This window comes from Motilimonas eburnea, from assembly GCF_021295345.1.
GTDB lineage: Bacteria > Pseudomonadota > Gammaproteobacteria > Enterobacterales > CBDFNC01 > Motilimonas > Motilimonas eburnea.
Genome location: NZ_JAIMJB010000001.1, coordinates 284,847 through 308,174, shown reverse-complemented (window position 1 = coordinate 308,174; position 23,328 = coordinate 284,847). Strand labels below are relative to the sequence as shown.

24 protein-coding genes are annotated in these 23,328 nt (G+C 45.4%); 9 read left to right on the top strand and 15 right to left on the bottom strand.

Features of this window, described 5'->3' with window-relative positions; genetic code table 11:
- Window positions 1–24 precede the first annotated feature (24 nt).
- The 5 genes from K6Y21_RS01475 to pspA form a co-directional block, all read right to left on the bottom strand.
- The gene (locus K6Y21_RS01475) at window positions 25–1,032 is read right to left on the bottom strand and encodes a YcjF family protein (protein ID WP_233069872.1); all 1,008 of its coding nucleotides are present in this window, start codon (window positions 1,030–1,032) and stop codon (window positions 25–27) included.
- Window positions 1,029–2,387, bottom strand: a complete 1,359-nt coding sequence (locus K6Y21_RS01470; protein WP_233069871.1) for a YcjX family GTP-binding protein — start codon at window positions 2,385–2,387, stop codon at window positions 1,029–1,031. The genes K6Y21_RS01475 and K6Y21_RS01470 overlap by 4 nt, the downstream gene beginning before the upstream one ends.
- Window positions 2,388–2,501: 114 nt before the next feature.
- Window positions 2,502–2,906 (bottom strand): envelope stress response membrane protein PspC, encoded by a 405-nt coding sequence (gene pspC, locus K6Y21_RS01465; RefSeq protein ID WP_233069869.1) that lies wholly within the window; start codon window positions 2,904–2,906, stop codon window positions 2,502–2,504.
- Window positions 2,903–3,130, bottom strand: a complete 228-nt coding sequence (gene pspB / locus K6Y21_RS01460; RefSeq protein ID WP_233069868.1) for an envelope stress response membrane protein PspB — start codon at window positions 3,128–3,130, stop codon at window positions 2,903–2,905. The genes pspC and pspB overlap by 4 nt, the downstream gene beginning before the upstream one ends.
- A gap of 25 nt (window positions 3,131–3,155) precedes the next feature.
- Window positions 3,156–3,818 carry a phage shock protein PspA gene (gene pspA, locus K6Y21_RS01455; protein ID WP_233069866.1) on the bottom strand — a complete coding sequence of 221 codons (663 nt, stop codon included), beginning with the start codon at window positions 3,816–3,818 and terminating at the stop codon, window positions 3,156–3,158.
- Between the two features lie 224 nt (window positions 3,819–4,042).
- Here pspA and pspF point away from each other — a divergent pair, with 224 nt between their 5' ends.
- From pspF to K6Y21_RS01425, 6 genes are all read left to right on the top strand, one after another.
- Window positions 4,043–5,023 (top strand): phage shock protein operon transcriptional activator, encoded by a 981-nt coding sequence (gene pspF, locus K6Y21_RS01450; RefSeq protein ID WP_233069865.1) that lies wholly within the window; start codon window positions 4,043–4,045, stop codon window positions 5,021–5,023.
- A gap of 82 nt (window positions 5,024–5,105) precedes the next feature.
- A complete protein-coding gene (locus K6Y21_RS01445) occupies window positions 5,106–6,701 on the top strand; it encodes an ABC transporter substrate-binding protein (protein ID WP_233069863.1) in 1,596 nt (531 codons plus the stop codon).
- Between the two features lie 3 nt (window positions 6,702–6,704).
- Window positions 6,705–7,670 (top strand): ABC transporter permease, encoded by a 966-nt coding sequence (locus tag K6Y21_RS01440; RefSeq protein WP_233069859.1) that lies wholly within the window; start codon window positions 6,705–6,707, stop codon window positions 7,668–7,670.
- Window positions 7,657–8,547, top strand: a complete 891-nt coding sequence (locus tag K6Y21_RS01435; protein WP_233069857.1) for an ABC transporter permease subunit — start codon at window positions 7,657–7,659, stop codon at window positions 8,545–8,547. Before K6Y21_RS01440 ends, K6Y21_RS01435 begins: the two co-directional genes overlap by 14 nt.
- Window positions 8,547–9,542, top strand: coding sequence for a peptide ABC transporter ATP-binding protein (locus tag K6Y21_RS01430; protein ID WP_233069856.1), 996 nt, complete (start codon window positions 8,547–8,549; stop codon window positions 9,540–9,542). Before K6Y21_RS01435 ends, K6Y21_RS01430 begins: the two co-directional genes overlap by 1 nt.
- Window positions 9,543–9,544: 2 nt before the next feature.
- Window positions 9,545–10,321, top strand: coding sequence for an ATP-binding cassette domain-containing protein (locus K6Y21_RS01425; RefSeq protein WP_233069854.1), 777 nt, complete (start codon window positions 9,545–9,547; stop codon window positions 10,319–10,321).
- Window positions 10,322–10,326: 5 nt separating this feature from the next.
- Here K6Y21_RS01425 and K6Y21_RS01420 read toward each other — a convergent pair whose 3' ends face one another.
- The 8 genes from K6Y21_RS01420 to K6Y21_RS01385 all read right to left on the bottom strand — a co-directional run bounded on the left by K6Y21_RS01420 (window position 10,327) and on the right by K6Y21_RS01385 (window position 20,444).
- Entirely contained in the window at window positions 10,327–10,677 is a 351-nt protein-coding gene (locus tag K6Y21_RS01420; protein WP_233069850.1) for a DUF2850 domain-containing protein, read from the bottom strand.
- 74 nt (window positions 10,678–10,751) lie between these two features.
- Window positions 10,752–12,653 carry a peptidylprolyl isomerase gene (gene ppiD, locus K6Y21_RS01415; protein ID WP_233069844.1) on the bottom strand — a complete coding sequence of 634 codons (1,902 nt, stop codon included), beginning with the start codon at window positions 12,651–12,653 and terminating at the stop codon, window positions 10,752–10,754.
- Window positions 12,654–12,792: 139 nt separating this feature from the next.
- Entirely contained in the window at window positions 12,793–13,068 is a 276-nt protein-coding gene (locus tag K6Y21_RS01410; protein WP_490356155.1) for an HU family DNA-binding protein, read from the bottom strand.
- Between the two features lie 224 nt (window positions 13,069–13,292).
- Entirely contained in the window at window positions 13,293–15,641 is a 2,349-nt protein-coding gene (gene lon / locus K6Y21_RS01405; RefSeq protein ID WP_233069842.1) for an endopeptidase La, read from the bottom strand.
- Between the two features lie 147 nt (window positions 15,642–15,788).
- Window positions 15,789–17,072, bottom strand: coding sequence for an ATP-dependent protease ATP-binding subunit ClpX (clpX, locus tag K6Y21_RS01400; protein WP_233069841.1), 1,284 nt, complete (start codon window positions 17,070–17,072; stop codon window positions 15,789–15,791).
- Between the two features lie 112 nt (window positions 17,073–17,184).
- Window positions 17,185–17,808: an ATP-dependent Clp endopeptidase proteolytic subunit ClpP gene (clpP, locus tag K6Y21_RS01395; RefSeq protein ID WP_285229707.1), complete on the bottom strand. Its 624-nt coding sequence runs from the start codon at window positions 17,806–17,808 to the stop codon at window positions 17,185–17,187.
- A gap of 86 nt (window positions 17,809–17,894) precedes the next feature.
- Entirely contained in the window at window positions 17,895–19,208 is a 1,314-nt protein-coding gene (gene tig, locus K6Y21_RS01390) for a trigger factor (protein ID WP_233069832.1), read from the bottom strand.
- A gap of 288 nt (window positions 19,209–19,496) precedes the next feature.
- Window positions 19,497–20,444 carry a chemotaxis protein CheV gene (locus tag K6Y21_RS01385; RefSeq protein WP_233069830.1) on the bottom strand — a complete coding sequence of 316 codons (948 nt, stop codon included), beginning with the start codon at window positions 20,442–20,444 and terminating at the stop codon, window positions 19,497–19,499.
- A 123-nt stretch (window positions 20,445–20,567) separates the two neighbouring features.
- Between K6Y21_RS01385 and K6Y21_RS01380 the strand changes: the two genes are divergently transcribed.
- Window positions 20,568–20,891, top strand: a complete 324-nt coding sequence (locus K6Y21_RS01380; RefSeq protein WP_233069828.1) for a hypothetical protein — start codon at window positions 20,568–20,570, stop codon at window positions 20,889–20,891.
- Window positions 20,892–20,965: 74 nt separating this feature from the next.
- On the opposite strand, the gene pyrC is transcribed toward K6Y21_RS01380, so the two are convergent.
- The gene (gene pyrC / locus K6Y21_RS01375) at window positions 20,966–22,003 is read right to left on the bottom strand and encodes a dihydroorotase (protein WP_233069822.1); all 1,038 of its coding nucleotides are present in this window, start codon (window positions 22,001–22,003) and stop codon (window positions 20,966–20,968) included.
- 126 nt (window positions 22,004–22,129) lie between these two features.
- A complete protein-coding gene (locus tag K6Y21_RS01370; RefSeq protein WP_233069814.1) occupies window positions 22,130–22,606 on the bottom strand; it encodes an FKBP-type peptidyl-prolyl cis-trans isomerase in 477 nt (158 codons plus the stop codon).
- A gap of 134 nt (window positions 22,607–22,740) precedes the next feature.
- Between K6Y21_RS01370 and K6Y21_RS21240 the strand changes: the two genes are divergently transcribed.
- On the top strand, window positions 22,741–22,875 hold the full coding sequence (locus K6Y21_RS21240; protein ID WP_285229706.1) for a hypothetical protein: 135 nt from the start codon (window positions 22,741–22,743) through the stop codon (window positions 22,873–22,875).
- Window positions 22,856–23,317, top strand: coding sequence for a TIGR02444 family protein (locus K6Y21_RS01365; RefSeq protein WP_233069813.1), 462 nt, complete (start codon window positions 22,856–22,858; stop codon window positions 23,315–23,317). The genes K6Y21_RS21240 and K6Y21_RS01365 overlap by 20 nt, the downstream gene beginning before the upstream one ends.
- Window positions 23,318–23,328 lie beyond the last annotated feature (11 nt).

Genomic DNA, 23,328 nt, shown 5'->3' with positions numbered 1-23,328 from the left:
TTCAAGGAACAAGGTTAATTCATCCTATCCCTTGATCACCGACTTTAATTTCGAAATAAGTGATAGTCTGATCTCTTTTGCTTTAGGGCGTTCTTTTTCTTGCCAAGGCACAGGACGGCAAATTTGCATGGCTTTAAACCCCAAACGCGCCGTCAGCAGCCCCGCAGCCACGCCTTGTGCGGCTCTAGCTGAGACGATTCCAGCCATTTCAGCACCGAGTATATCTGTGCCTAAATCCGCCGCAACTTCAGCACCAGCCGCGTAAATCATGTTGCTAATCACCAATTTGAACAATTTTAAGCGACTTAAATAGCCAAGCTCAATCCCGTAAACCTTGGCCACGGCTTCGATCATCTTAGTGTTACGCCACAAAATAATCAGCATATCCACTAAGGCCAATGGGCTGATGGCAACCAATAGTGCTGCTTCACCTGACCATTTGGTCACCGCAACCTTGGCCTGTTGATCTTGGGCCGCCAAGACGTGATGACGGTATAACGCCAATACCTCTTGATTACTGTGGCTGTCACTTAACTGTGCCTGCCAGTTTTGATAACCCAAGCTTTCAAGTTGACCTGTCACCTTGGCCAACTGCTGGCAATATTTAAATGCGCCGTCGCTGGCTTGCGGATCCAACAATTGGGCCTGATTTTGTAACTGTTTATTGAGCCTGAGCCGGTTTAGCTTACTCACTTCACTCCACAATAATTTAAGCAAAGCGACGACCAAACAAATACTAACTGCGGTGTAAAATAACCCCAACATCGGATGATTAAGCAAACTGGCCTGCAGCCAGCTAACCGTTTCCCAGGTCACACCAACAGAAAGACCAAATAGACCAAACCTGAGCCACCAGTTGGGCCGAGTGGGAACGAAAACCTCATCAAGTAAACTTTCAGTGTGTGACTCGGGCTCATCGACCACAAACTCATCAGACGAAAAAACTTGCGCAGATTTAATGCTCGCACTCGAACCGGTGTCATCGGGTGTATCAAACACTTTTTTGGGTGTTAAATTAGACATGTCGGTCATAACAATTTGTCCCCTAACAGGTGCTCAATGGCCAAGTCCATGCGAATATGTGGCAAAGGCAGGTTACTCGCCACAACCGGAGGCGCAAAATTGACAAAATCAAAGCCTTGCTTTTGCCAAAATGCCGCCTGGGGTAAATCGGCGGGCACTTCACCCGGATACAGGCTGAGCAGCTCAGATGTATCCAATTGGCGGCCCGTTAATGCAACATGAGGCTTACCTTGATAATTGACGTTACCCACTTGGGTACTTTTTACTGCAGCAAGGGCAATACAGTGGCTTTCGATGCCAGAAAAAGCCACTTCTCGTTGGCCATTGACGACGAGTTTATCCACCAGGGCAAGTAAGTTTTCATGTTGATCTGGAGTCACATGATCCGCCTTACTGGCAGCAAAAACGATTCTGTCTATTTTGGGGGCGAACAATCGTCTCAAAAAGCCCGACTGTCCATATTGGAAACTTTGCATGATTTGCTCTACGGCCGTCTGCATATCTTCAAAGCTCTGCCTGCCCGTATTTAGCGGTGTTAAACAATCAAGTAACACAATTTGGCGGTCAAAATGAACAAAATGTTGTTGATAAAAACGTTTAACAACATGCTCTTTATATTGCTCAAAGCGAGCGCTGAGCATGCTTAGGGCGCTGTCTTTGTTATCATGGTCTGAATTAATTTCACCCCAAACATAAGGAAAAAAGGCCAATAACGGCGCGCCCGCTAACTCACCTGGCAACACAAACCGGCCAGGTTGAATATGATGTAAACCTAATTGTGCCTTACATTCATGTAAATATTGTGTGTAGGCTTGGCTTATTTGTGCAATTTGTAATTCATCATACGCACCATGCAGATCTAACTGCGCCCCTAGGTTAAGCCAGTTCTTAGCTAATTCAGCGCGCCCTGGCTGGGTCAAAGACTGCGCCATTTGCTCGCTCCATTGCTCATAGCTCATGTGTAACAAGGGCAAATCCAGTAACCATTCACCGGGGTAGTCGATAATATCTAAAGTAAGCTCAGCTGTTTGGCTAAGATTGCGCCACAACAAGGAATCAGGGCGATATTTAATTTTCAGACGTATTTCACTCACCCCCGCGGTTGGCTCAGGCCAAACAGGCTGATCCGCACGAAGAGAGTTTATATTTTGTTCGAACTTAAAGCTCGGGATATGAAAATGCGCTTGAGGCACTTTTTTTGCCCCTAAGAAGCGTCCATCTCGCGCCACCGACCATAATGGTAATTGATGGTGCACCGGCCCTTGAAGTAAATGATCCACCAGCGCAGTAATAAACGCCGTTTTTCCTGCACGGCTTAATCCTGTGACTGCTAAACGCACATGTCGGTCTAAACTGCGATCCACTAAATCCTTAGCGCTACGGTGTAAATTTGAAAATGTCGCTTTGGATACCATTATTCTGAGACTCTCATAAAAAAGACCAAGTGCGCTTAGGCCCTTGGTCATACGCTGACATGATTATAAGCGGTTGATTTCTCGATTTACTTTAAAAGAAGCCGAGGTCACTACTTTTTCGATGTGATTAATTTTACCTTCTAACTTATCCAGAATGACGGACACTTCGGCTAAGGCTTGTTTGGGTAACTCTCCTTTTTGCCAAACCTTACTCTTCACGTGAATATGGCTACAAGCTTGAGGCTGCTCGGTTTCCGCTTGAGCCAGGTGTTCAGGCTTTTTATCTAGCATCAGCCATGCGGCCCCATAACCTAAAGCGGCTAACGGAAAGCTGAATAAAAAGGCACTTATCACAATGATCCTGACCAGCCATACTTCCATGTTGAAATAATCAGCTAAGCCTTTACACACGCCCGCCACTTTACCGCCTTTAGGGTCTCGATAGAGGTATTTCGTCGATTGGCTCATTCCTGATTCCTCCAATTGGGTGCTTCAACATCCAAGATGGATTCCAGTGTACGCACGCGTTTTTGTAACTGCTCCGCCCGCTCCACCAGTTGATTCAGTTGCGCGGTTTCTTGCACCGAGAGCCCCTCTCCCAATTGCTTTTTACTGCGATAATGAAGAATTAACCACAAAGGTGCGACCACAACCAGAAACACAACAATGGGAAAAACCATAAAACCAGACATAAATACCCCCTAACGATCCACTTGGTTATGCGTTATTGATTTTCTTTTTTAACTCAGCCAGCTGTTTGCTGATTTCATCATCCGCTTGAAGCTCGGCAAACTCATCTTTTAACTCAGGTTTAGCACCTATATCATAGGCATCGGCTTTGCTGTTTAGTTCATCAATGCGGCGCTCAAATTGATCAAATCGCTCCATGGTGCGAGCCACTTTCTGGCCATCGAGTTGCTTTTTAACATCCAATCGACCATTGGCGGCGCGATGGCGCAGTTCAATGCTTTTTTGCTTAGCACGCGTCTCTTGCAGCTTTTGCTCTAACTGGGTGATTTCACCTGATAGTCGAGTTAAGGCTTCATCATTAGCAGCCAACTCTTCATTTAAAGCCTCTTTTAATTCGTTCAGTTTTTGCTTTTCAAGCAAAGCAGCTTTGGCTAAATCTTCACGCTCTTTGCGTAGCGCCAATTCCGCTTTGTCCTGCCAGTCTTGCTGCGTTGCTTCGATGCGAGCAATTTTGCGGCCTAAATCTTTTTTCTCAGCCAATACGCGCGCTGAAGTAGAGCGCACTTCAACCAAGGTATCTTCCATTTCTTGAATGATCAATCGGATCATTTTCGCTGGATCTTCGGCTTTATCTAATATCGATGTCACGTTGGCATTGATAATGTCTGCAATTCTTGAAAAAACACCCATAAATCCTCCAAATATTCTATGTTAAATAGGGCTTGTTAGGGTTGAGTTTAGGTTATCCTGTTAAGCCACTGATACTGTCATTGCAATGGGTGTGCCAACCTTTGACAATTTATTTAAGTACATGATAATTATTGAAAACAATTAGAATCCATTGACATTCCACTGGCGCACCGAGATTTAACTTAGTATATTTAACTAATTATTAGTCATTTTAACCACAAACTATGAAAGCGGAAAATTTGATCGGTGAGTCAAGTGCCTTTGGTCAAGTACTTGAACAAGTCTCACAAGTCGCCAAACTCGATAAGCCTGTATTAGTGGTCGGTGAACGAGGAACGGGTAAAGAGTTAATTGCGGCTCGTCTGCATTACCTATCAACGCGCTGGGATAAGCCCTACGTGTCACTTAACTGCGCAGCACTAAACGATAACCTCCTTGATTCGGAGTTATTTGGCCATGAAAGCGGCGCTTTTACGGGCGCCGCCAAACGTCATCAAGGCCGCTTTGAACGTGCCGACACGGGCACCCTGTTCTTAGACGAGCTAGCCACAGCCCCTATGCTAGTACAAGAAAAGCTGCTCAGAGTCATTGAATACGGCGCCTTTGAGCGCGTCGGTGGCTCGCAAGCGATACAGGCTGATGTTCGATTAATTTGTGCAACCAACGAAGATCTCCCCAGTCTCGCAAAACAAGGTAAATTTCGCTTTGATTTACTCGACCGCCTTGCCTTTGATGTGATCACCTTACCACCATTAAGACATCGCACCGACGACATTCCGCTGTTAGCAGAATACTTCGCGATCAAGATTTGTCAGGAATTAAAGCGGGATTTTTTCGCAGGTTTTAGCAGCAGTGCAATAAAAGCGCTACAGCATTACCCTTGGCCGGGTAATGTGCGTGAATTGAAAAATGTGATTGAGCGTAGTATCTATCGTCAAACGGATCCCCACAGCCCGGTTAAACGGTTGATTTTCGATCCCTTTGCCTCTCCTTGGCAACCAAAGGCCACGAACGAGTTAGCAAACGAGCAAAAAAACCATAGTTTTCCTATAGATTTTAAGGCATTAAGTGAAAAGTTTGAGGTGGATCTAATTTCACAAGCGATGAAACACGCACAATACAACCAGCGCCAAGCTGCAACGGCCTTAGGGATAAGTTATCATCAACTTAGAGGCTTACTGAAAAAATATGCCATCAACACGTAACGTTAAATCAGTGCCGACTTGGGGCTGAGCTTGAGGCCATGTTACATTATGCAATCTACAGTCACCTTTTGACATGAAGTCTATGATCCGATTATTTGCCTTACTTTTCAGCTTACCTATGCTGGCCAGTTGCATGCAAGAAAGCCAAGTGCTTAATAAGGGGTTAGTTTATTGTTCCAGTGGTAATCCAACTAACTTCAATCCCCAGCTCAGCCAAACGGGCGACAGTTTAGATATATCGAGTCAGCTTTATAATACCTTGGTACGTTTAGATCCCAACACCCAAGGGATAACCTCAGGCTTAGCGAGAAAGTGGCATGTAAGCCGAGACGGCTTACGTTACCAGTTTGAACTGCGCCGGGGCGTCGCTTTTCACAGCACCGCCTACTTCACTCCCAAGCGCACATTAAATGCCGATGATGTGGTATTTAGTTTTCGTCGAATCATCCACCCGACTCATCCGTTTCACAGTGCTTCGGGTGGAAGTTACCCCTTTTTCAACAACACGCAGTTTAGTCAGCTGATTAAAAACGTAAAAAAACTCGGGCCCTACAAAGTAGAGTTTGAACTCCACCGCCCCGACACCTCATTACTTGCTAACCTTGCCACCGAGTTCGCTGTGATCCTGTCGGCAGAATATGGTCACCATTTACAAAAGCACGGTAAAAATAATCAACTTGATCAACTGCCGATAGGAACAGGGCCTTACCAATTTAAGCAGTTTATCCCAGATAACTTAATTCGCTTTGAACGCCATTGGGGCTATTGGGAAGGCGGCGCGCCTATGCCTCAACTGGTGTTTGATATCACGACTAGCCCAACATTAAGATTAGCTAAGTTGATAACGGGTGAATGTGATGCCATGGCTTATCCCGCCGCCAGTCAAGCGAATGTGATCAGTGATCACCCTGATTTACTCATGAACGTTGAAACTGGCTATAAGGTGTCCTATTGGGCGTTCAATCACGATAAACCTCCTTTTAACAATGCCCAAGTGCGTAAAGCCCTCGCCACGGCCATAGACAGAAAAACCATACTTAAAGCAGTTTATTTTAATACGGGCGTCGTCTCTCACGGTCTATTACCGCCGACATCTTGGGCCTATAACCCTTATTTGGATGATTATGCTTACTCACCAAAGCTGGCTCGCAAACTGCTTCAAGAAAGTGGTATTAAGTTACCTTTATCATTAACCATTTATACCTCTTCTAGTCCAGAGCCTTTTAACCCTAACTCCTTTAAAACAGCTGAATTTATTCAACGAGACCTACAAAAAATTGGGGTAAATGCCAAGATAGTGGTACTTGAACCACACCATTTACACTCCAGTATTGTCAATGGCGAGTACGACACCCTTGTCAGTGGTTGGAGCGCAGTCACCAGTGATCCAGATAACTTCTTTCGGCCTCAATATAGCTGTAACGCGATTGCGAATCACACCAATACCAGTCGTTGGTGCTCGGCGAAACTGGACGGGTTAATCGACCAAGCCGTTAAACAAAATAGAATGGTGCCCCGGATCCGAATTTATCGAGAAATACAGGAAAAATTACGCAATCATTTACCGCTACTGCCCCTGGCTCACTCACTCCAGTTACAAGCGTATCGACGCGATGTCCATGGTTTAAAATCATCGCCGTTTGGCGGCGTGAATTTTTCAGAGGCCTATCGAGATTAAGCCATGCTAATTTATATCATCAAACGTTTGAATGTATTGGTTATTACCCTGTTTCTACTGAGTGTGGTTGCCTTTCTATTACAGCGCCAAGTGATCACCGATTTTGTCAATACTGATAACATGCTAGGCGACTACCAACGCTACTTAATGGCCATGTTATCGGGTGATTTTGGTATTTCCCAAGCTTCAGGTAACCCGGTTTTACAGGATATTTTAACGATATTCCCCGCCACATTAGAGCTGTGTTTAATGGCCTTTATCGTATCGTTAATCTTGGGGGTACCGTTTGGTATTTTGGCGGGTTTAAGCCGAGGCGGCAGCGCTGATTACGGTATTATGACGGTAACCTTAGTCGGCGTATCCATACCGACATTTTGGTTTGCTATGTTGCTGATGATGTTTTTTTCTTTGCATCTAGGTTGGCTTCCCGTTTCTGGCCGCATGGGATTACTATACGAAATACCTGTTGTAACAGGCTTTAATTTACTCGATACCTTACTGTCAAACCAACCTTATAAATATGAAGCTTTTTTTGATAGTTTACAGCACCTTGCACTGCCGACTATCGTGTTGGCAGCCTTACCCACAACAGAAGTTATTCGACAAGTGCGCGCGTCCATTGGAGAAGAAATGGACAAAAACTACATCAAAGCAGCCCAAGCGAAAGGCCTCAATACCTTCCAAATCATCAAACGACATGGTTTACGCAATGCCCTACCCGCTGTGATCCCCAGTTTGGGATTACAATTTGGCCGAGTATTAACCACCGCGATGATCACTGAAACCGTGTTTTCATGGCCGGGGATTGGCCCTTGGATGGTCAATAACATTTATTTAGAGGATCACAGTGCCATTCAAGGGGGGATGCTGTTTATCGCGGCTTTTGTACTCTTGGCTAACATGGCAACCGATATGCTGCATTTGCTAATCAATCCACTTAAAAGGGATGAGCTCTATGGCAAATCATGACGTCTTCAGGGAAGAGACGATTCGTTCTCCCCTTGCCCATAGTTGGTATATTTACCAGCAAAACACCATTGGCATGATAGCCTTGTGGGCGCTGATATTCATTGGTGTGTTAGCCCTCATCGGCCCTTGGATCGCCCCATACCCACTTGACCATCAAGACGTAGGAGCACTGCTTAACCCTCCTTCTTGGTTTGAACAAGGCGAGGTTCACTTTTTCTTTGGCACCGATGATTTAGGCAGAGATCTCCTCTCTCAGCTTATTTATGGTGCGCAACTGACGTTTGGCGGGGCGTTTATCACCGTTATCTTAGCCATGCTGATTGGCTCCGCGATTGGCATCATAGGTGGCATGAGCCGAGGTATGCAGGCCAGTATCTTGCATCACTTTTTGGATACCTTACTGTCAATCCCCTCATTGCTACTGGCCATTATTATCATTTCGGTGCTAGGTCCGGGCTATTTCAATACCCTGCTTGCCGTCTTTTTGGCCTTGCTGCCATTATTTACCCGGGCAGTTTATCGTGCTGTGCATGATGAATTGAACAAAGAGTACATCATCGCATTACGCTTAGATGGCGCTACCCCGTTAAGAATACTAAGATACGGCATCTTACCTAACATAGTGGAAACCTTTGTCAGTCAAACCACACGCGCGATGACCTCCGCAATCCTAGATATTACCGCCTTAGGTTTTTTAGGTTTAGGCGCACAGCGGCCTTTGCCTGAATGGGGAACCATGTTGTCAGACACCATGGAGCTAGTCTTCCTCGCCCCTTGGACGGTGACCTTGCCTGGACTGACTATTTTAGCCACCATCTTAATCATCAATATCGTCGGCGAAGGGCTGCGTCAGGCCATTATTAAGGGGATGGATTAATGGCTATATTGGATATTCGAAACCTCACGATTGAATTAGATACATCCCAAGGCCGGATTAAAGTGGTCGAGCGTGTTAACCTCACCATGGTCGAAGGAGAAATCCAAGGGCTCGTGGGGGAATCAGGATCGGGAAAAAGCTTAGTGGCGAAAGCCATTTTAGGGATCAAGAAAGACGGCTGGATTGTGCAAGCCGATCGCATGCGTTTAGGAGACATCGATCTTCTCAATCTCACCCCCAGCGAACGTCGTAAGGTTATGGCTAATGATATTGCCATGATTTTTCAAGAGCCGAGCAGTCATTTAGATCCTAGCCAAGAAATTGCGGAACAAATTGAAGAAGCCATTCCTTCTCGCACCTTTGAAGGCGGTTTTTGGCAGCGTTTCCAATGGCGCAAGAAACGCGCTGTGACCTTGTTGCATAAAGTGGGCATTAAAGATCCTTTAAGCGTGTTACGCAGCTACCCCCATGAGCTTTCTGAAGGGATCTGCCAGAAAATCATGATAGCCATGGCCATTGCAAAAAATCCGCGTTTGTTGATTGCTGACGAGCCCACCACCGCAATGGAGTCAACCACTCAAATTCAAATTTTAAAGCTGCTCCATAAACTTAATAAGGTCAACAATACCAGTATTTTGTTTATTAGCCATGACATTGAAAGTGTGGCAAATTTATCGGACTCCCTAACCGTTATGTATTGTGGTCAAACCGTTGAATCCGGTACGCGAGACCAAGTCGTGAATCATCCACGACATCCTTATACCAATGCCCTTTTACAAGCCATACCCGACTTTGAAAGTAACCTAGCGCATAAAAGCCATTTGTATGCCTTACCCGGTAGTATCCCGCCATTAGTGCACCTACCCATTGGTTGTCGACTTGGCCCCAGGTGCCCCAACGCACAAAAAGCCTGTGTCAAAAAGCCGCATTCAACACGGATAAAAGGGCATATGTTTAACTGCCACTTTCCTCTTGAGGTCACGGAAGACAAGTAACCATGATAGTATTGAGTGTAAATAAGCTAAGTAAAAGCTATGTCCAGCATCATGGTCTTTTTTCGCGTAAACATATCACCGCATTTTCGTCTGTCAGCTTTGAACTAGAGCAAGGTAAAACCTTGGCCATCATAGGTGAAAGTGGCTCGGGTAAAAGCAGTTTAGCGAAAGCCCTCACGGGTGTGATTGCGCCCAGCTCAGGCAGTATTTGTATCGATGGCGTTAATATTGCGAACAAAGATCATCAGCAGCGCTGTCGACAAATTCGCATGATATTTCAAGATCCAAGCACGTCTTTGAATCCGCGCTCTCAAGTGGGCCGAATTTTACGCTCGCCCTTGCTGCTCAATACCGAACTGTCCGAGCAAGAAATGGATGAACGTGTCAGTGACGCGCTGCGCCTAGTGGGGTTGTTACCTGAGCATGCCCAGTTTTATCCTCGCATGCTCTCTGGCGGTCAAAAGCAACGGGTAGCCCTCGCCAGAGCCTTGATCTTAAAACCTAAAATCATTGTTGCCGACGAGGTATTGGCTACTTTGGACGTCTCGGTGCGATCGCAGATCATTAACTTGATCTTAGATGTGCAACGCCAGCAAAAAATCAGTTTTATAATGGTGGCTCATAATTTAGGCATAGTGCGTCATATCAGTGATAACATTATCGTGATGCACGAAGGACAAATCGTCGAAGCAGGTGAAACCGCAGCCGTGTTGGATGATCCTCAGCATACCATCACTCAAAGACTACTGATGAACCAACAGGTTAAGTTTAGAAAATAAGCGAGCTATTCAACACGGGTATAACGAATACGCTTTAACCTGGGCACTTCACGTTCAATCAAGCTGTCGTTAATCACTTTAAACGTCAAGGTTTCACCACGCTTACTGATGGTGACCATTTTGCCATCAATTTCATAGCTAGCAGGGTGAAACCGGCTTTCAAATTGATAGCCCTCAGGTGTGAATTCGAAGTACTCATAATCACCATAGGGTTTACCTTCACTTCTCCACTTACCGTAAATCTGGGTATCAACCACTTGTGGCTCACCGCTAAAGTCATAATAAGCCACAAAAGCCGCTGACCCTAACAAGATAACCGCCAAAGAAATAATACAAATAAGGATGGTTTTCAGCAAAATATCACCTCAATGAAAAAGGGTAGCTAGGCTACCCTTAATAATATATCTGCTTAGCACGATTTCAAGCTTTGCTAATCAGCCTTTGGATAGCTGATCTCGGCTCTTGCTTGCAGCAGTTTAAGCAAGGCTTGATATGAGGTATCTGCCTGCGTATTTTGAATAAACTGGCTAAGTTGATTCACTTCTGTTTCGCTAGGTGAAGTATCATCAGCAACTTCAATCACGTTATGTAGCTCAACAATGGCCACATCACCATTCATCAGGGCCACCTTAGTGCGCACCACTTCGTCAGCTTTTGGTTTAACCATAGTGAATACGGTTCGAGCGACTTCTGGGCTGGCACCAGGGTCCATACGACTTACGGTTGCTAGCTCGGTAAAGCTCAGCTGTGCCTCATCTAATTCTTCAGTAACGTCAACGCCTTGTACTAGCTTAGCCAGTAACTCATCGGCGTATTCATTGGCCGCAGCCATTGCCTTGTCACGTCGTAAAGCCAGCTCAAGTTCCGATTTCACCTCGTCTAGGGCTTTCACCTGCTGTGGTTTGTAATCCGTTACACGGATAACGGCAACTTTCTCAGGCGTAAGCTCTATCACCTCAGAGTTAAGCTGCTCTTCACGCAGTTGCTCACTGAATGCCTGAGCCAATAACGCTTCTTCGGCAAATTCACCTTGCGCGTTAGCACGGCTGAATAAACCTGTTTGTTTTACTTCTAAACCAGCAGCATCCGCGGCTTCAGTTAAGGTGTCTGGCACTTCAAACGCCATTTCACTGAGCTTTTGCAGTTTGTCATAGAACACTTCCATTGCTTGGTCATGTTTTAACGTCGCGGCAATCTTATCTTCAACTTCAGCTAAAGGAGCAGCTTGATCGGCTTCAACTTCAAGTAATTTAATGATGTGATAACCAAACTCACTTTTTACCACTGCTGAGGTGTCACCTACTTGCTCAAGAGCAAAAGCAGCGGCTTCAAAGTCAGGATCCATGACCCCTTTTTCGAACCAATCTAGCTCACCACCGTTTTCACCACTGAAGGTATCGCTAGAGAAGTTTTTCGCTAATTCAGCGAAGTCTTCACCGGCTTGTACTTTCTCTAATAGCGACTGAGCTTCTTGCTCAGCATTGTCTTGGTTAATATCCACCAAGATATGAGCCACACGGCGTTTTTCAGCGGCTTTATAATTAGCTTGGTTCGCTTCGTAGTAGGCTGCAACAGCACCTTCTTCTAGGCTAATGCCTTCACTAATGGCGGCTGCATCAAGGAGCACATATTCTAAATTAACTTGCTCTGGATGCTGTAAGCCGGCTTTGTTTTCTTGATAGTAATCCTCAAGCTCTTGCTCTGTGACGCTCACCTTGTCAAGGAAAGGCGATACCGCAAGGTTAAGCTGGCGAACTTCGCGTTGTTGCGCTTGCAAACGATATATTTGCTGCGCTTCACTCGGCAAGCTGATCTCACTGGTTAAGTAAGCTTGTAACAGCTGGCGACGCGTCATGTCTTGACGCAACATTTCTGGAAACTGTTCCGCTTGGATACCCGATTGACGAAGCACTGCGAGATAGGTGTCGTTATCAAATTTCCCATCACGTTGGAATTCAGTCATCGAGCGGATCGAATCTTTGATTTGCTCATCACTTACGCGCAAGCCTAGCTCATCGATAGCTTGGTCCGTCAAGCGTTCGGTCACTAGCTTTTGTAATGCATTACTACGCAACTGTTGAGCAAAAGAAGGATCTGCAGCGATGGCTGCAAATGATTCACCATATTGCTGCTCAACTCGATTTCTCTCTTGTTGATAGGCATTTTCTAATTCTTGGCGTGTTATGTCTTCACCGTTAACAACGGCAGCAGGCTCATCTGTACTAGAGCCAAGGTAACCCCCGACACCCGCTAGCGCAAATGACAGTATAACTACCCCTAAAATAATCTTTGCCGCGGGGCCTTGCGCACCTTCGCGAAATTTATCCAACATGCTGTACTTCTCTCTTAATTCCCTGGACAAAACCTAAATAAAAAAAGCGCATCAGTCAAAGATGCGCCAGAGTATCTGCTCTTGAGCACTGATGCCCAAGTGTATCAAGTTTCAGCCTGAGGGTCTGCAAACTCTTTGATTAGTTACAAGCGTCTTTAAGCGCTTTACCTGCTTTAAAGCCAGGTACGTTAGCAGCAGCAATTTCAATTGTTGCGCCAGTTTGTGGATTACGACCGGTGCGAGCACTACGCTCTTTAACGGCAAAAGTACCAAAACCGATCAGTGCAACCTGATCACCCGACTTCAGGCTTTCGGTAACTGCATCTACGAATGCATCTAACGCGCGTCCCGCTGCGGCTTTAGAAAGATCTGCACCATCAGCTACTTTGTCGATAAGTTGAGCTTTATTCACTATTTTGTCCCCTATAGTTCTTATACTTAATCTGGGGTAACTAACTCAGTTAGTCTTTCCTAACCCCATCAATATTGAGAATTTGACACTTGGCCCATCATCAGAATCGGTAAAGCAAAATATCAATCTGGTTAAATCTACTGCCAGCCGAGGGTGGCTGGCAAGCAAATTTGCCCCTGAAACCCGCTAACTTTGCGGATCATCAAGTTTTTTCGACCCCATTTACCTTAACTCACTACTTGAAATTTTTCTGGGTGCTCTTGCAGTGCAACGGCAAGGACCTCATCAATCCAACGCACCGGTATAATTTCGAGTTCACGCGTCACATTCTCTGGAATTTCTTCTAGATCACGCACGTTTTCGTGTGGGATTAATACGGTTTTAATACCGCCTCGTAGTGCCGCTAATAGTTTTTCTTTTAAACCACCGATTGGCAGAACTTCACCACGTAGTGTAATTTCACCTGTCATCGCCACATTGGCTTTGACTGGGTTACCTGTTAAAGACGAAACTAAAGCAGTACACATGGCAATACCTGCACTCGGGCCATCCTTTGGCGTAGCCCCTTCGGGCACATGCACATGAATGTCGCGTTTTTCGTAAAAGTCGGCATTAATCCGTAACTTTTCAGCGCGCGAGCGCACCACCGTCATCGCAGCTTGAATCGATTCTTGCATCACATCACCTAGGGAACCGGTATGGGTCAACTTACCCTTGCCAGGCACCGCAGATGTTTCAATGGTGAGTAAATCGCCGCCAACTTCGGTCCAAGCCAGACCTGTGACTTGGCCGATTTGATTATGCTCCTCCGCTTTACCATAGTCGCATTTTTGCACACCTAGGTATTCCTTGAGGTTTTCCATATTGATGGTCACCGACTTGATATCTTTGTTCAGCAATATCTTTTTAACTGCTTTGCGGCATAATTTGGAAATTTCCCGCTCCAAGCTACGCACGCCAGCTTCACGGGTATAGTAACGAATAATACCTATGATGGCTGAGTCTTCGACTACTATTTCACCTGATTTTAAGCCATTTCGCTTAATTTGCTTATCAAGTAAGTGTTGCTTAGCAATATTGAGTTTTTCATCTTCGGTGTATCCCGATAAACGAATCACTTCCATTCTGTCGAGTAAAGGGCCCGGAATGTTCATTGAGTTTGACGTAGCCACGAACATCACATCAGACAGATCATAATCCACTTCAAGATAGTGATCGTTAAAGCTGTTATTTTGCTCAGGGTCTAATACTTCCAATAACGCAGACGCCGGATCGCCGCGCATATCCGATGCCATCTTGTCGATTTCATCAAGCAAGAACAGCGGATTTTTCACGCCAACCTTAGACATTTTTTGAATCAACTTACCCGGCATAGAGCCAATATAAGTACGGCGATGACCGCGGATTTCGGCTTCATCTCGCACCCCACCTAAAGCCATGCGTACGTATTTGCGCCCAGTAGCTTTCGCGATGGACTGGCCCAATGAGGTTTTACCGACGCCCGGAGGCCCAACTAAACAAAGGATCGGGCCCTTGAGTTTATTAATACGGTTTTGCACCGCCAAATACTCTAAGATACGCTCTTTGACTTTCTCTAACCCGTAATGATCGGCATCGAGAATGTCCTGTGCTTTGGCGAGATCTTTTTTCACCTTAGAGCGTTTTTTCCACGGTACGCCTATCATCCAATCAATATAGCTGCGCACGACTGTGGCTTCTGCCGACATGGGCGACATCATTTTTAGCTTTTGCAATTCCGCTAAGGTCTTTTCTTTACCTTCTTCGGTCATGCCCGCTTCATCGACCTTTTTCGCTAAGGCTTCGAACTCATCAGGGGCATCATCTAGCTCACCCAATTCTTTTTGAATCGCCTTCATTTGCTCGTTGAGGTAATACTCGCGCTGGCTTTTTTCCATTTGCTTTTTGACACGGCTGCGGATTTTCTTCTCAACCTGTAGCAAATCGATCTCAGATTCCATCATTGCCATCAAGTACTCTAAACGCTCCGGTACTTGTGAAATTTCCAGTACCGTTTGTTTATCTTCAAGCTTGAGTGGCATGTGCGCCGCCATGGTATCAGCTAGGCGGTCCGCATCATCAATCGCACTCACTGAGGTCATGACTTCGGGTGGGATCTTCTTGTTTAGCTTAACGTAACCTTCGAATTGACTGATGGCACTTCGCACTAAAACTTCTTCTTCACGCTCATCAATGCTGTCGGTGCTCAATTCAGTCACTTCACCGACAAAGAACTCTTCCTTATCAAGGAAACATTCCAGCTTGGCGCGACGGCTACCCTCAACCAGTACTTTCACCGTGCCATCAGGCAGCTTAAGGAGTTGCAAAATATTGGCTATGGTCCCCACTTCAAACATATCAGTGGTGTCAGGATCATCCTTAGACGCATCACGCTGAGCGACTAACAATACTTGTTTATCTTGATCCATGGCCGCTTCTAAACAAGAGATGGATTTTTCGCGACCAACAAAAAGTGGGATGACCATATGTGGATATACCACTACATCCCTTAGGGGTAAGACAGGGATCTCTATGCGTGCATTACGCTCTAAACTCATTATGTCCTCTCTTTTTCGAATACTGGGCCATCTTCTTTTGAGTATATTGGGGCAACAGCAGGATATTCAATGGCATATGAAGTAAATTTGCAAAAAAGTAAAAAAGGGGCCGTTGGCCCCTTCTTAACTGACTAATTAACCGTCAGTTTAGTCAGCTGATGCCGCCTTGTTATCATTACTTTGATAGATAAGAATAGGATCAGATTCACCTTTAATAACGGTTTCATCAATCACTACCTTGCTAACATCATTGACCGAAGGTAAGTCATACATGGTGTCGAGTAGCACTTGCTCTACGATTGAACGCAAACCACGTGCACCTGTTTTACGCTCCATGGCTTTAGCAGCAATGGCACGCAGGGCATCATCGCGAAACTCAAGTTCAACATCTTCTAGTTCAAACAGGGCCGCATATTGCTTAGTTAGCGCATTCTTTGGCTCTTTCAGAATTTGAATTAAGGCATCTGCATCAAGCTCGGTGAGCGTTGCAACCACCGGCAAACGGCCGATAAACTCAGGGATCAGGCCGTACTTGACTAAATCCTCTGGCTCCGTTTTGGTGAAAATTTCTGACAAGGTAGCCTTATCATCTTTCGATTTGACCTGCGCACCAAAACCAATTCCGGTACCGGTATGAACGCGTTGTTCGATGACCTTATCTAGGCCTGCAAAAGCACCACCACAGATGAATAGGATCTTACTGGTATCAACTTGTAAAAACTCTTGCTGCGGATGCTTACGTCCACCTTGTGGCGGTACTGAGGCGACAGTGCCTTCGATCAGTTTCAACAAAGCCTGCTGTACCCCTTCACCCGATACGTCACGGGTAATCGATGGGTTGTCCGACTTACGTGATATTTTGTCTATTTCATCAATATAAACAATACCGCGCTGGGCCTTCTCGACATCGTAGTCACACTTTTGCAGTAGCTTTTGAATGATGTTTTCAACATCTTCACCAACATAACCCGCTTCAGTTAGCGTGGTCGCATCGGCCATGGTAAAAGGAACATCAAGTAATCTTGCTAATGTCTCTGCAAGTAATGTTTTACCACTACCTGTAGGGCCAATAAGCAAAATGTTACTTTTACCTAATTCCACCCCATCGGTCACCTTATCGGCATTGCGAAGGCGTTTATAGTGGTTATAAACCGCCACCGATAGCACCTTCTTGGCATGCTCTTGGCCGATGACATAATCATCTAAGTGCGCTCTGATCTCATGGGGAGTCGGTAAGCGATCACCTTCCTGTTTTGGAGCGATTTCTTTGATTTCTTCACGAATAATATCGTTACAAAGCTCAACACACTCATCACAGATATAAACGGAAGGGCCAGCGATAAGCTTTCTAACTTCATGTTGGCTTTTGCCACAGAAAGAACAATACAACAGCTTACCGCTATCTCCCTCACCTTTACGCTTATCTGTCATTCGTTAACCTCACCTTTGGCTTTTTCATATTTCTGTTCAAAGCCTGCTTTGAACGCTATTACTGTTGGAGCGACTGCTTGCTCTCAGTTTAATTCATTTATGGGATAATTGCTTAATCACGACGCTGCAGAATTGAGTCAACTAATCCGTAGTCAACCGCTTGCTGAGCCGTCATAAAGTTGTCTCTATCCGTATCTCGAGCAATCACATCATATTCTTGACCTGTGTGCTCTGCCAATAACTCATTCATTTTACGCTTAATACGAATGATCTCTTGGGCGTGAATTTCAATGTCAGACGCTTGCCCTTGGAACCCACCTAAAGGTTGGTGAATCATCACCTTAGCATTAGGTAACACATGACGTTTACCCGCTGCGCCGCCGGCTAATAAAAAGGCGCCCATGCTCGCAGCCATGCCCATACAGACGGTGCTGACATCCGGTTTGATAAATTGCATGGTGTCATAGATTGACATCCCCGCACTGATTGATCCACCTGGTGAATTGATGTAAAGGAAGATATCTTTGTCTGGATTTTCTGATTCAAGAAACAGCAATTGAGCAACCACTAAGTTGGCCATGTGATCTTCAACTGGGCCCGTAAGAAAAATCACTCGCTCTTTAAGCAAACGTGAATAGATATCAAAAGAGCGCTCACCTTTGGCTGTTTGCTCTATAACCATAGGGACAAGTGCGTTACTTGGCGTATCAAACATATTATCAAAGCCTCTCGACATAGATGATTATCCTTAAACAAAAATGGCTCGGGTGAACAGTCACACGAGCCATTATAATGATTAGATTAGACGAGATGTCAAATCTATTATGCGTTTGCCGCTGCTTTATTCATTACTTCGTCGAAAGTTGCTTCTTTTTCCACCACTTTCGCTTTTTCTAGAACGAAGTCAACCGCTTGCTCTTCTAACGCTACGTTTTGAATGTTTTGCAGTGCTTCTTTGTTGCCTTTGTAGTATGCCACTACTTCAGCGGGATCTTCATAAGCAGATGCTGCATTTTCGATAATAGCGTCTACACGCGCTTCGTCAACTTTTAGCTCGTTTGAACGAATCACTTCGCCAAGTAGTAGGCCTACTTTAACGCGACGAACGGCTTGCTCTTCGAACAACTCAGCAGGTAGTTCAGGCATGTTTTTAGGGTCAACTTGGCCACCAAAACGTTGCATTGCTTGTTGACGTAGTACATCTACTTCATTCGCTACTAGGGCTTTTGGTACATCAATTTCGTTCGCGTTAACAACCGCATCAAGCACTTGCTCTTTCACTGTGTTCTTCAGTGTTTGCTCAAGTTCACGTGCCATGTTTTTCTTCACTTCGGCTTTTAGCTCTTCTAAATCGCCGCTCGCAACACCAAACTTCTTCACGAACTCTTCGTTCACTTCTGGAAGCTCTAGAGCTTCGACTTTAGAGACAGTAATCGCAAACTTAGCCGCTTTACCTTTTAAGTTTTCAGCATGGTAGTCTTCAGGGAAGGTCACATCGATTTCAAATGATTCACCCGCTTTTTTACCTTTCACGCCTTCTTCAAAGCCTGGGATCATACGGCCAGAGCCAATCGCAAGTTTGAAGCCTTCTGCTTTACCACCGTCAAATTCTTCGCCATCAATCGAGCCAACGAAATCAATGGTTACTTGGTTTTCATCATCAGCTGCGGTATCAACTTCTGCCCATGTCGCATGTTGCTTTTGTAGTGTAACCAACATGTTGTCTAGATCTGCATCGGTCACAGACGCCACTTTTTTCTCAACTTCTAATGCTGAGAAATCGCCCAGAGCTACTTCTGGGTAAACTTCAAATGTCGCAACGAAAGTGAAATCGTCACCTTCTTTACGCTCATTAGGTGTGAATGCTGGCGCACCGGCTGGGTTTAGCTTTTCAGCCATAATGGCTTCAAAGAAATTACGTTGCATTAATTCGCCAGCAACTTCGTTAGAAACAGCGGCACCAAAACGCTTCTTGATTACTTTAGCGGGTACTTTACCTGGACGGAAACCGTCAATACGCTGTGTTTTTGCTAGTTGACGTAAACGGCTGTCTAATTCTTTATCAAAGTTTTCACCAGGTACGGTGATAGTCAGACGGCGTTCTAGTCCTTGAGTCGTCTCTACAGAAGCTTGCATTATATTACCTCAATTCTGTTCGGCGCTGGCTGGCCGAAATCTATCTTTCAAAAGGTAGCAAACTACCTTTTATTGCTAAAAAGTCAAGATAGGCAAGGCCTACCTTACAAAATGATATGTTTTAATAGGTGCTAACCTAGAATTTGACGCGGCATTATAGCGATGGTTGGTCCCATAGTCGAGAATACAAATGGGACAATTAGTGAAGGTAGTCGCATTAACGGTGTGTTTGCGCCTAAATTTGCAGCAAATCTTGACGCCTTTGCCTAAATAAGAAAGTAACGGGCACTAATCTTTACCTAAAACTTGCTTCAAGCGCGTTTGCGCAACCTCCACGAGTAAGTCTGGTTGGAATTTAGAAATAAACGCATCACACCCTACTTTTTCTACCATGGCATTGTTGAAGCTCCCACTCAAAGAGGTATTTAAAGCGATATATAAATCACTCATTCGCGGGTCGTTACGAATTTCATAGGTTAATTTATAACCGTCCATCACGGGCATTTCGGCGTCGGTGATCAAGAGTAATATTTCATCTTTGACCACTTTACCTTCATCACACCATTGCTTCAGTAGCTTGAGCGCTTCCATGCCATTCTCAACACCGATAACATTAAGACCAAGTTGTTCTAAGGTATCCGAAACTTGGCGTCTCGCGGTGGGAGAGTCATCGGCATGAAGCACTTTACGGCCAACAAACTCATTGACGATCGCTTCATCTAAGGTGCCTTTTGTTATCTCGATATTGTAGGTCACAATTTCAGCTAACACCTTTTCCACGTCGATAATCTCAACCAAGCGTTGCTGCTCTTCATGCTCGACTTTAGTTATAGCGGTGAGATAGTGTGCCTTACCCACCGTATTTGGCGGCGGCATGATATTCTGCCAAGTTAAGTTGACGATGTTTTCAACTTTACCCACCAGAAAGCCCTGTACGGTCCGATTATATTCGGTGACGATCAGGTTGCACTCTTCGTCAATCGGCAACGGCCTCATACCGATGGCTTCACGCAGGTTAATCACTGGGATGCTGTGGCCACGTAGTGTCGCCACCCCACACACCTTAGGGTGAGAATTGGGTAATGAATTAAGCGGTGGCAATTTCACCACTTCTTTTACTTTAAACACATTGATGGCAAACAACTGTGAGCTTTGTAATCTAAACATGAGTAGCTCGAGCCGGTTTTCACCGACGAGTTGAGTTCGCTGATCAACGGAATCAAGAATGGTCGCCATGCCTACCTCTAAAGTTGATTATTCGCTATTATGCGCACGACACGCTTATTAGCATTTTAGTATAAGTAAATTATCTTTACTGCTAAACCTGAGCACTTCATTAATTTTTGTTGGTATTACCTCATGCGAGACCTTACATTCACAGGCTTAAAAGCTCATCCCATAGCCGTATTGATCATGTTTATCCTAGCCAGCGGTATTTTTTGTTATGGTTGGATTGACATGACCACCCACCTAAGTCAATCCCAGATGCTAAGTCGCGAGACCTTTTTCGCCATGCTTAATGATAGATCAAATGGCCAGGGATATTTACTCAGTGCCATCTTTACTTCACTCATTAGTCTTTATGCTTTGGGAAGCTACAAAAACCACTTGATATATCGCGTGGTGTGTTATGTCAGCCTCGTATTGGCCATCAGTTTCGCGGTGTTTTTGGCCTGGGTGTAACAACAGCGGAAGATATTAAGAAGCGGTCTATCAAGGCCTGCCCTCAACAAAGGGCAGGACATAAAAGTGAAAAGTTACGGGGCCACTTTCCACGAAATGGTATCACCGGCTTTAATCGGCACCACCTGATCAGAACCAAAAGCCATGGTTTCAGGTACTTGCCACGCTTCTTTAACCAAGGTGATCTTATCTTGGTTTCTTGGTAAGCCATAAAAATCGGGACCATTAAAGCTAGCAAATGCCTCTAGGTTTTCCAGCGCATCCATCATTTCAAATGCTTCGGCATAAAGCTCAATAGCAGCGTGAGCCGTGTACGAGCCAGCACAACCACAAGCCGACTCTTTCGCTCCTTGTGCATGGGGGGCCGAGTCCGTTCCCAAAAAGAACTTTTTATTGCCACTGGTTGCCGCTTCTAACAAGGCTTGTTGGTGAATATTGCGTTTTAGGATAGGTAGACAATAGAAATGCGGTTTGATCCCCCCGACCAACATATGGTTACGGTTATACAGCAAATGGTGAGCGGTGATCGTTGCAGCGACGTTATCGCTGGCACTGGCGACAAATTCTGCTGCTTGCTTAGTGGTAATGTGCTCCATCACTATTTTTAGATTAGGAAAGCGCTCAACCAATGGCTTCATGACCTGCTCGATAAATACCGCTTCACGATCAAAGATATCAATATCGTGATGAGTCACTTCACCATGAACCAGTAATAACATGCCTACTTCTTCCATTGCCGCAACCGCCTCAACGATATTATCGACACTCGTCACGCCTGAATCAGAGTTGGTTGTGGCGCCTGCTGGGTAAAGCTTCGCAGCGTAGACCTTACCACTTGCCTTCGCCTTACGTATTTCCTCGGCCGTGGTGTTATCCGTTAGATATAACACCATCAGGGGCTCAAAGGTCGCACTGGTATTATGGCTCATAATGCGTTCGCGATAAGCAAGCGCCGCTGCCGTATCGGTTACCGGTGGCACTAAATTAGGCATGATAATAGCGCGCCCCATATATCGGCTTATATCGCGGGTGGTGTCTGCCAATGCCTCACCATCACGCAGGTGAACGTGCCAATCATCGGGACGAGTAATAGTTAAAGAGGAAGTTGACATGGTTTTCTCCAATACGTGCTATTGCACCAAGTGTAAATTAAAACGAATGATGAGTCTAAGCATCGGCCCAGAGCCAATGATTGAGATTGAAAAAAAGGAGCCGAAGCTCCTTAAGCAAATAGCAAATTAATGCTTATGACCGCCTTCACCATGGGCATGCTTATGAGCAATTTCTTCTTCTGTTGCTGGACGCACTCCCATCACCTTCATATCAAAGGTCAAGGTTTTGCCTGCAAAGGGGTGATTGGTATCAACCGTGATCATAAACTTACCGACTTTAACAACCGTCACTTGGCGTGGGCCATTGTCGGTATTCACCTGGGCAACCATGCCTGGCAGCCATTTTTTGGCGCCTTGTAGGTGCTTCACCGGGATCCGTTGTTGCGCATCGGCTTGGCGCTCGCCGTAAGCCTCTTTTGGCCCTAAGGTTACTTTTATTTCGTCCCCTTCAGCCTTACCTTCTAATGCCGCTTCGATGCCAGCTAGCATGTTATCTTGGCCATGTAGGTAGGCAATAGGCTGGCCATGACTGGTTTCTAATAAAGTACCATCGGCATCGGTTAGCTCATAAGAAAACTGCACTACGGTATTTTTTTCGATCATTTTGTTTGCTCTTTGTTGAAACTGTCCTAATTTGCAGCCGACTTTAACAATCACACCAGTTTGACTCAAATTTATTTTATTCATCGGGCAAAAAACTGTGTAACATACGCAGAAAAATTGGTATCGGAGCCCAAATGAGTAACCCCCCCATATCCGAAGAAGAGCTCGCCCTTTGGATAGAACAAGTGCATGGCAGCAGTTGCTGCAGTGATATCGCACCGGAAATGACATCACCCGCAGTCGATCCCCATGATGAACAAGCCAGCTAGCCCACTTTGGCAACAATGCGAACGCTTGTATGATGCAACCCATGGGCCTGCTTTACTCAAACGACAAGCAAGTCATGGCTGCAGCGTTAACTTAATGCTACTGGCGCGCTATTTAGATCAAAATCAACACCCCCTCCCCCAAGCCATCTGGCATCAGTTGGATCAGCATGCTGAGCATTTTGAACGACGTATTTTGCGCCCTTATCGCTTGTGTCGTCAGCAATTAAAGGCTCGCATCAGTCAAGGTGCATATCAGGGCATACTCACCATCGAACTCGTATTAGAGCGAGCACTGCAGCAACAACTGGCTATATTACTGCCTCTATCAGCACTTGAAGCCCACAATGAACACCGCACCGGTCCCATCTCTTTTACTAACCTTTGCCGGTATGCTCGAGCACGAAACATTCCCGAAGAGTTACTAACTCCCATTTTTCAATAAATTAGCTACAC